We start from the raw sequence: 9,061 nt of genomic DNA, 5'->3' as shown, positions 1-9,061 counted from the left end.
CGAGGGCTCGATACCGGTGACGGAACTGTACGACCACGGGTTCGAGCTGCAGGCCTCCGCCATGCTGATGCCGGAGACGCTCAGCGTTTACCTCGTCGGCTCCAAGATATTCGGCGAGTACGGCGAACCCTGGGACTTGGGCATAGGCTTCAACTGGTACCCGTTCCGCAAGCGGCTGATGCGTGTCAACACCGAGCTGCTTTACCTGAAGGATTCACCGGTCGGCTATTCGAGCGTGCCCTTTGCGGTCGGCGGTAACGGCACGGTATTTCAGGCGAACCTGGAAGCGCGTTTCTGAAGGAATGAGCACATGCACCCCGTCGGCCGCCGTGACTGCGATTTGAGGACCCGCATCGAGCGCGCCGCCCTCGCCTGCGCGGCGTCTGCAATCGTGCTCTACGCCGCCGAAGTCCCGGCGCAATCGGCTGCGCCCGAGCCCGTGCTGCACGATTCGCACTTCCACCTGACGAACTACATCCAGCGAGGTCTCGAGATCTCCGAGTTTCTCGAGATCATGGGCGACGAGGTGGGTCGGGCGGCCATTTTCGGGATTCCGTTGCAGCAGACTTGGGCCTACTCCAACACCGGCGACGTCGCGCCGACCTATTACCTGCAGACCGACGCGCCCCTCTATTACTACTCGTTCGTCGACGCGGCGATTGCAAAGGCCTACCTGTCGTTGCCGGCGCAGGATCGGCAGCGCTTCGACCCCATGATCACCGGGTTCAACCCCGCTGACATGTATGCCGTCGATCACATCCGCCGCGTGCTGCTGACTTTCCCGGGAGTCTTTACCGGAATCGGCGAGTTCACCATCCACAAGGAATTCGTTTCGGCGAAGATCGCCGGCGGCCCGGCGAGCCTCTCGGACCCGGCGCTCGACAAGATCCTCGACTTCGCGGGCGAAGCGGGCCTCGTGGTGCTGATTCACAACGACATCGACATGCCGTTCCCGAAGGCCGGCCAGGATCCGTATTCGGCACGGCAGCTCGGTACCTTGCTCCGGCGGCATCCGGGCACGACCGTCATCTGGGCACACATGGGCCTGGGTCGCGTCGTGCATCCGATCGCCGACATGGCCGGAATCATGGAACGCGTGCTCGCCGACCCGGGGCTCGCGCACGTCCACATCGATCTATCGTGGACGGAGACCGCCAAGTACATCGTGGCGAATCCGGAAACGATCGCCATCGCGGCGGACCTGATCAACCGCTACCCGGACAGGTTTTTGTTCGGCACCGACGAGGTGGCGCCGCGCGACCAGGAAACCTATCTCACGAATTATGCGCTTTTCGCGCCTCTTCTCGAGCAACTCGACGAAGCGACGCGGGAGAAGTTCCTGAAAGGCAATTACGAACGATTGTTCGATGCGGCCCGGCTCAAAGTACGGGCCTGGGAAGAGGAAAATCTACGATGAACACACGACGGCAACGATTCGGCACGGCAGTCGCGATGCTTACGGTCCTGGCGGGAGCGGCAAGGGCACAGTCCGACGAGGAGATTCAATCGGCGCTGGATGCGGCCTACATGAAATACAAGGACCTCAGTGAAGGCGCCAATGCGGACTACATTCCGGCGCTCGCGAAGGTCGACCCGAAAATCTACGGCATCGCTCTCGTGACCACGGAAGGCGAGGTCTACACGGCGGGCGACGTTTCTTCGGAAGTATCGATACAGTCGATCTCGAAGGTGTTCACGCTCGCGAAGGTAATGGAAGAGCAAGGGCCGGAGGCGATCGCGAGCACGATCGGAGTGGATGCCACCGGCATGCGCTTCAACTCCATCGTTTCGGTCGAGCTCTCCCAGAAAGCCCTCGGCGGCCCCGAGATGAACTCGCTGGTCAATCCCGGCGCGATCGCAACGACGAGCATGGTAAGCGGATCGACGCGCGAGGAAATCTGGGACAGCATCCTGTCGTTCTATTCGGACTTCGCGGGGCGGCAGCTGTCGGTCGACGAGGAAGTGTTCAAGTCCGAATCGGACACCAACCAGCGCAACCAGGCGATCGGCTATTTGATGTACGCGTACGGCTACATCGAGGACGAGCCGATGCGCGCCACGGACATTTATACCGAGCAGTGCTCGGTGAGCGTCAACGCCAAGGACCTCGCGACAATGGCAGGCACGCTGGCCAACGCCGGCAAGAATCCGGTGACGAACGAGCAGGTCATGCAGTCCGAGAACGTGCCGGAGCTCCTCGCGGTGATGGCGACCGCTGGGCTCTACGACGACTCGGGGAAGTGGCTCTATCGCACGGGACTTCCGGCCAAGAGCGGCGTCGGGGGCGGCATCATCGCCGTGTCACCGGGCAAGTTCGGCATTGCCGTCATCTCGCCGCCGCTCGATGAGGCGGGGAACAGCGTCCGGGCACAGAGAGCCATTGCCGACGTTTCGACGGCGCTCGGCGGCAACCCGCTGGCGCCCGAGGCACGATGATCGGCGGCGACACGGAGTAATGTGACGACCGATCCGTCACGCGCCAAGACGACTCCCTCCTCTCCTTTTATCTTCAGCGAGTAGCAGCAGACCGGGGCGACGGCCGCCAGCCGGACGCCGCGTGCGGTCACGTATCCTTCGGATTGGCCCTCCATCGAATGTCGGCAGCGAGCGTCGCCGCCGTTCTGCTACACTTTCCGAGTCCCGCGCGCTCCTGCGGGCGCTTCTCGAGCCCGCGGTCGCGGCGCCCCCGATGTTCCGAACACTGGCGGCGCGCCATGCGCGTCGCCTGTGAATTGTCGTCTGCCTGGGAGGGTCCATGGGGAGCTCGAAGATTCCGGCGATCGTCAAGCGATACGAGTCGGAGCTACTGGCTGAGTGGGTCGACCTGCAAAGGCGCGAAAACACGTCGCTGACGGGCGCGATCAGCCAGGATCAATTGCATTCCGAGTCGGCGAGCTTCTTGCGGCACTTCGTCGACGCGGTGCAAAACGGCGCCACGCACGGTATCGACGGCGACGACTGGAGCCGGACCCGAGACGTTCTCGAGAATCTGTCGCGCTCGCGCGCACGACAAGGGTTCACACCGAGCGAAACCGCGTTCTTCGTGTTCTCGCTCAAACAGCCGCTGTTCGCCCGGCTGCAGGCCGAGATCAAGGACGGCGGCGACTTCGCCGAAGAGATCGTCACGGCGTCGAAGCTCATCGACCGGCTCGGCCTTCATACCGTCGAGACGTTCCAGAAAAGCCGAGAGGACGTGATTCGCCGTCAGCAGGAGGAGCTCCTCGAGCTTTCGACGCCTGTGATTCACCTGTGGGACGGCATTCTTGCCGTGCCGCTGATAGGCACCCTCGACAGCGCCCGTACGCAGGTCGTGATGGAATCGTTGCTCACGGAGATCGTGTCGACAGGTGCCGGAATCGCGGTGATCGACATCACCGGCGTGCCTACCGTCGACACCATCGTCGCGCAGCACCTGTTGAAGACGGTGGCGGCCGCGCGTCTCATGGGCGCCGAGTGCATCATCAGCGGCATCCGCCCGCAGATCGCGCAAACGATCGTGCACCTCGGCGTGCACCTCGGCGACGTCATTACCAAAGCTTCCCTCGCCGATGCCTTTCGTTACGCGCTGCGGCTGCGCGGCCAGGCCGTGGAGCACACGGCGGCCGACCGGGACTGACTTCGGTGGACATCCCTATCCTGCGGCTCGGTGATACGCTGCTCGTGACCATCCAGGTCGATATGCATGACCGCATGGCGCTCCAGCTTCAGGACGACCTTGCCAACCGTGTCGTCGCCACCCGCGCAAAGGGCGTCCTCATCGACATCTCCGCCCTCGAGGTCGTCGACTCGTTCATCGGCCGAACGCTCGGGAATATCACCGCCATCGCCAAGGTGCTCGATGCCGATACCGTCGTGGTCGGCATGCGGCCTGCGGTGGCGATCACGCTCGTAGAGCTGGGCCTGCAGCTCGACGGAGTACGTACCGCGCTCAACCTCGATCGAGGCATGGAGATGCTCGAGGAGGCCAAGGTTGGACGTCGTCAAAGATGAGAACTTCGAGCTGCGGGTTCAGGAAGACGTCGTGCAGGTGCGCCAACGCGCGCGAGCTTGGGCGGTCGAAATCGGTTTCGGCCTGGTGGAGCAGACGAAAATCGTTACCGCCGCAAGCGAGCTCGCGAGAAACACCGTCGAGCACGGCCGGGGAGGCACGGCACGCTTCCGGTGGGTTCTGAACGGCAGCCGGCACGGATTTCGCATGGATTTCACGGACGCCGGGCCGGGCATCCCGGACGTCGAGCTCGCGATGAAAGACGGGTACACCACCGGCGCCGGCCTGGGCCTCGGGCTCTCCGGTTCCAAGCGTTTGATGAACGACTTCGAGATCGAATCGAAGGTCGGCGCAGGCACGCGTGTCAGCGTGACGCGCTGGCGATGATCACCTCGTCCGCGGTGCGTCTCCTCGATCCGTCCAGCGTCGCGGAGGCCCGGCGCGTGGTGATGAAGCATGCCGAGCATCTCGGCTTCGATGAAGTAGCCCGAAGCAATGCTTCGATCGTCGCGACCGAGCTCGCCAGCAACTTGGTTCGTCATGCCCAGAACGGCATCATCGCCGTCACCGGCCTCGCGTCCCCGGTCGACGCTCGAATCCTGCTGGTCGCCGTGGACAAAGGGCCGGGAGTCCCCGATGTGGCGAAGTGCTTCGAGGACGGCTATTCCTCGGCCGGCTCCTCCGGCAGCGGCCTCGGCGCGGTCTCGCGCCTGGCCTATGGCGTCGATGCCTTCTCGACGCCCCAAGGCACCGTGCTCGTCGCGGAGCTGGCACGCCGCCCGCGACGGAACGGCGAGGATCTCCCGGTTGCAGGGTTCGCGTGCGCGAAGGAAGGCCAAGGCTCGAACGGCGACGCATGGGATTGCAGGTTGATCGAGCGGGGCGTCGCGGTGCTGATGTGCGACGGCCTGGGCCACGGCGTTTATGCGTGTGAAGCGAGCGCCGCGGCCGTCGCGGTCTTTCGCGGGACACCTTGGCGCAGCCCGAAGGAAACCATGGCGGCGATCGGCGAGGCGCTGCGCCCGACGCGCGGCGCCGCCGTGGCGGTCGCGGCGATCGACGCGGATGCCGGGCGGCTCGGATATTGCGGCGTCGGCAACATATCGGCCTGTATCGTCGACCACGCGCGTACCCGGCATTTGGTGTCGCAGAACGGCATTCTGGGCCACACGGCAAGCCGAATCGCGCAATTCGAGTACGATTGGACGGCGGAGAGCAGTCTGGTGATGCACAGCGACGGTATCAGCTCCCGCTGGCAAGCCCATCATCTCGAGCCGTTGTGGCCGCGGCATCCCGGTCTCATCGCCGGCCGGCTCTATCGGGATTTTGCGCGCGGCAACGACGACGTTGCCGTCGTCGTGCTGAGGCACACATGACCCCGTTGGTTCGAATCCGGCTGCGGCACGACCTCGACGCCGTGGGCATGCGCCAGACGGCGCGACACGTCGCGCGGCTGCTCGGCTTCGAGTATCACGATCAGATCCGTATCGCCACTGCCGTTTCCGAGCTCGTCCGGGCCGCCACGGGGGACGACGAAGCCGTCGCCCTTGCAGAGCTTGCCGTCACGAACGACTCGGCCCCACAGCGCCTCGTCATTCGGGTGCGCGGCGCGAATCTCGAATGCGACGCCACGGCCGCGGGCGCCGGCGGGACGCTCGCGGCCGAGCGCCTGCTCGACCGGCTCGATGTCGAGGACCGCGAAAGCGACGAGGTCGTGTTGGCCCGAACGCTGCCGCACGGCGCGCCGTTGGTCACGGCCCTGCGCGCGGAGGAAATCCGAAAGGCAATCCAGCAGATCGATTACACGGCCACACACGCTTATCTCACGGAGCTCAAGCAGCAGAACCGCGAGCTCTCGAGCACGCTCCTGGAGCTCGAGAGGAAGCAGGAAGAGCTTACGCGACTGAACGCCGAGCTCGCGGATACGAACCGCGGCGTGATGGCGCTTTACTCGGAGCTCGACGAGCACGCGAACCATTTGCGCCAGGCCGACGAGATCAAGACGAAGTTCTTCTCGAACATGAGCCACGAGTTCCGGACGCCGCTGAACTCGATTTGTACGCTTTCGAAGCTCTTGCTGGACGAGAGCGATGGACCGTTGAACGCCGAGCAGGCCCGGCAAGTGCGGCTGATTCACGATGCGGCCGGGGAGATGTTGGAGCTCGTCAGCGATCTGCTGGATCTCTCGAAGGTCGAGGCCGGAAAGGTCAGCCTTCAAGTCGGACAGTTCGACGTGGGCGAGCTCTTCGGGACGCTTCGCGGAATGATGCGGCCCTTGCTGCACGGATCTCCGATCTCGCTCGAGTTCGACGAGCCGAGCCACGTGCCCCGCATCATCGGCGACCAAGCGAAAGTCGGGCAGGTGCTGCGCAACTTTCTCTCGAACGCCGTCAAGTTCACCGAGGAAGGCTCGATCAAGGTGAGCGCTCGGCGATTGCGCGACGGCGAGCCCATTTCCGGGCAGAGCAAGCCCGCCGCTCAGGAAAGCGTTCTCTTTTGCGTTGCGGACACCGGCATCGGCATCGGCCCCGACGATCAGGAATTCATCTTCGACGAGTTCACGCAAGTCAGGCATTCGCTTCAGCGCAAAGTACGGGGCACGGGCCTCGGTCTGCCGTTGTGCAGGAAGCTCGCGTCCATGATGGGCGGGCGCGTCTGGGTCGAAAGCGAGCTGGGCGTGGGTTCCCGCTTCTACTTGCTGGTCCCGCGTTTCTACCGGCCGGCGTTCGACCGACTGCCGCCGCTTCGCCAACCGGTTCCTGAAAAGCATCGGGGTATCGGGGCGAAAGCCCCGCTGCTGATCCTCACCCAGAGCGGCGAGCGGTCGCGGCGCATCGAAGCCTTGTTCGAGAAGAGCGTCTTCGAGATCGTACCCGCCGGTATCGACGCGATCACGAAGGACTACCTCGAGCGTCTTCAGCCGCGCGCCGCGATCACAGACTTCGGGCTCACAGGCGCACCGGCGCGCGAGGCGGTCGCCAGACTTCAGCGCTGCGCAATTCCTCTGATCCACCTCGGAGCCGACGGCGACTTCGTCGCCGCCCGGCATCCCTCGACCCGCGCCTGGTGGACATCACGTGCTTCGAAGCACTGCGAAGCAGCATGAGCCGCGTACTACTGGTCGACGACGACGACAGCTTCCGCACGGTGCTTCGCAAGCACGTCGCGCCCTATTGCAAGTACCCGTTCGTCACCGGGGATGCCGCGCTCGCGCTCGCCGCCGCGCAAGCGGGCGACGCCGATTGCATGGTGCTCGATCTCATGATGCCCGATATGGACGGCTTCACTTTGCTGACGCTGCTGCGAGACCATTCGGTGACGTCGACGCTGCCCGTGCTCGCGTGCAGCTCGAAGATGCTGTCTTCGGAAGAGCAGGCTTTGCTGCTCGACTTGCGCGCGCCTTTCCTTCCGAAGCACGCGCTCGACCAGGGCAGCCTTGCCAGCGGCCTCATCGAGGCCGACACCTGGAGCCGGCAAGCGACGCGCGAAGCGGTTCGGGTCCGCGCAGGAGCAGCGTGATGCTGCCTCTCGAGCAGAGCCTGATCCTGATCGTCGACGACAAGGACGCCGCCCGCTACGTCAACGAGCGAACTCTACGCAACGCCGGGTTTCGCACGGCCGAGGCCTCGTGCGGCGAGGAAGCCATCGCGCTGATGCGGAAGCTGAAACCCGACCTCGTGCTGCTCGATGTCGCCATGCCGGACATCGACGGTTACGAAGTGTGCGCTCGCGTGCGCGGGGACGAGACGATCTGCTCCACGGCCATCATCATGCTCTCGGCCACGTTCGAATCGGCCGAGCACCAGGTGCGCGGCCTCGAGGGCGGCGCGGACACCTTCCTCGTCGCGCCCATGGAGCCGGCCGTGCTCGTCGCCACGGTGCGCGCAATGCTGAGGCTCAAGCGCGCCGAGACGCAGCTCCGAGAGTTCGACCGGCGCAAGGACGAATTTCTCGCCACGCTGGCTCACGAGCTGCGCAATCCTCTTGCGCCTCTGCTTTACTGTCTCGACGTAATCGAACGGGAGAGCGGCAACGACAGGCTCGCCGATACGCTCTCGATCATGCGCCGGCAGACCGAGCATCTGGTGCGGCTCGTCGACGATCTCGTCGACATGGGCCGGATCACCCAGAACAAGCTCACGCTCAAGGTCGAGTCCGTTGCGCTTCGAGAAGTGATCGACACGGCGGTGGAAGCGCGGCGACCGGAGCTCGACGCAAAGCACCAAACGCTCAGCGTCGAGATGCCGGAGGACGAAATCCTGCTGCGTGCCGACCGCGTGCGGCTCTCCCAGGTATTCGGCAATTTGATCTCGAACAGCATCAAGTACTCCGGCAACGGCGGCCGCATACGCATCGAGGCGAGCCGCGAGCCGGGACACGTGGCGATTTCCATCACCGACGACGGCATCGGCATGCTGGCCGACGATCTGGATCGAGTGTTCGGACTGTTCGTGCAGGCGCGCCAACCGGGCACGGGCCTCGGCATCGGCCTCGCGCTCGCGCAGCGCATCGTGGAGATGCACGGCGGCACCATCGCCGCGGCGAGCGAGGGACTGCAACGCGGCAGCACCTTTACCGTTCGTCTCCCGGTGCAGGAGACGGCGGGAGAGTACCCGCTCGACGTGGAGCCACTCGACGATTCCGGCACGTCGACGCCGAAGAAGGTTCTCGTCACCGACGACAATGAGGACTCGGCGGACGCCATGGCACATTTGCTCCGCCTGATGAACCACGACGTGCGGGCAAGCTACAGCGGCCGCGAAGCGGTGGACATCGCGCGCGAGTTCAAGCCGGACGTCGTCTTCGTGGATATTTCGATGCCCGATATGGACGGCTTCGAGACCGTTAGAGCCATCCGCGGGCAGCCGTGGAGCGCAGCCACGCTGATCTGCACGTTGAGCGGGCACGGTCAGACGGCCCATCGGCAGGGCTCCGCGGCGGCCGGCGCCGACAGGCACCTCGTCAAACCGATGGGAAGAAAGACCCTCGAGGGGGTATTGCGGAGCGTGCGCCGCGTCGGCGCCGTGACGGCGCAGTAGCGCCACATCCGGTACTATCGGGGCGTTTCTTCGG

10 protein-coding genes are annotated in these 9,061 nt (G+C 64.7%); all 10 read left to right on the top strand.

The features are described from left to right. Nucleotides 1-298, top strand: a 298-nt coding sequence (locus tag VF329_00815) for a hypothetical protein (protein HEX7079541.1), incomplete at its 5' end; no start/stop codon positions are given. A 12-nt stretch (nt 299-310) separates the two neighbouring features. Continuing rightward, nucleotides 311-1,417 carry an amidohydrolase family protein gene (locus tag VF329_00810; protein HEX7079540.1) on the top strand — a complete coding sequence of 369 codons (1,107 nt, stop codon included), beginning with the start codon at nt 311-313 and terminating at the stop codon, nt 1,415-1,417. Then, nucleotides 1,414-2,436: a glutaminase A gene (glsA, locus tag VF329_00805; protein HEX7079539.1), complete on the top strand. Its 1,023-nt coding sequence runs from the start codon at nt 1,414-1,416 to the stop codon at nt 2,434-2,436. The genes VF329_00810 and glsA overlap by 4 nt, the downstream gene beginning before the upstream one ends. Before the next feature lie 319 nt (nt 2,437-2,755). Continuing rightward, the gene (locus VF329_00800) at nt 2,756-3,616 is read left to right on the top strand and encodes an STAS domain-containing protein (protein HEX7079538.1); all 861 of its coding nucleotides are present in this window, start codon (nt 2,756-2,758) and stop codon (nt 3,614-3,616) included. A 5-nt stretch (nt 3,617-3,621) separates the two neighbouring features. Continuing rightward, nucleotides 3,622-3,990 carry an STAS domain-containing protein gene (locus VF329_00795; protein HEX7079537.1) on the top strand — a complete coding sequence of 123 codons (369 nt, stop codon included), beginning with the start codon at nt 3,622-3,624 and terminating at the stop codon, nt 3,988-3,990. Next, nucleotides 3,971-4,375, top strand: coding sequence for an anti-sigma regulatory factor (locus tag VF329_00790; GenBank protein ID HEX7079536.1), 405 nt, complete (start codon nt 3,971-3,973; stop codon nt 4,373-4,375). Before VF329_00795 ends, VF329_00790 begins: the two co-directional genes overlap by 20 nt. Then, entirely contained in the window at nt 4,372-5,364 is a 993-nt protein-coding gene (locus tag VF329_00785; protein ID HEX7079535.1) for a SpoIIE family protein phosphatase, read from the top strand. The genes VF329_00790 and VF329_00785 overlap by 4 nt, the downstream gene beginning before the upstream one ends. Then, on the top strand, nt 5,361-7,094 hold the full coding sequence (locus tag VF329_00780) for an ATP-binding protein (GenBank protein ID HEX7079534.1): 1,734 nt from the start codon (nt 5,361-5,363) through the stop codon (nt 7,092-7,094). Before VF329_00785 ends, VF329_00780 begins: the two co-directional genes overlap by 4 nt. Then, the gene (locus tag VF329_00775) at nt 7,091-7,507 is read left to right on the top strand and encodes a response regulator (protein HEX7079533.1); all 417 of its coding nucleotides are present in this window, start codon (nt 7,091-7,093) and stop codon (nt 7,505-7,507) included. The genes VF329_00780 and VF329_00775 overlap by 4 nt, the downstream gene beginning before the upstream one ends. Then, nucleotides 7,507-9,027, top strand: a complete 1,521-nt coding sequence (locus tag VF329_00770) for a response regulator (protein HEX7079532.1) — start codon at nt 7,507-7,509, stop codon at nt 9,025-9,027. Before VF329_00775 ends, VF329_00770 begins: the two co-directional genes overlap by 1 nt. Nucleotides 9,028-9,061: the final 34 nt, after the last annotated feature.

Source organism: Gammaproteobacteria bacterium, assembly GCA_036381015.1.
Taxonomy (GTDB): Bacteria; Pseudomonadota; Gammaproteobacteria; order Steroidobacterales; family Rariloculaceae; genus ZC4RG20.
Note: the sequence above shows the minus strand (reverse complement) of the source record. Positions and strands in the feature narration are given on the sequence as shown.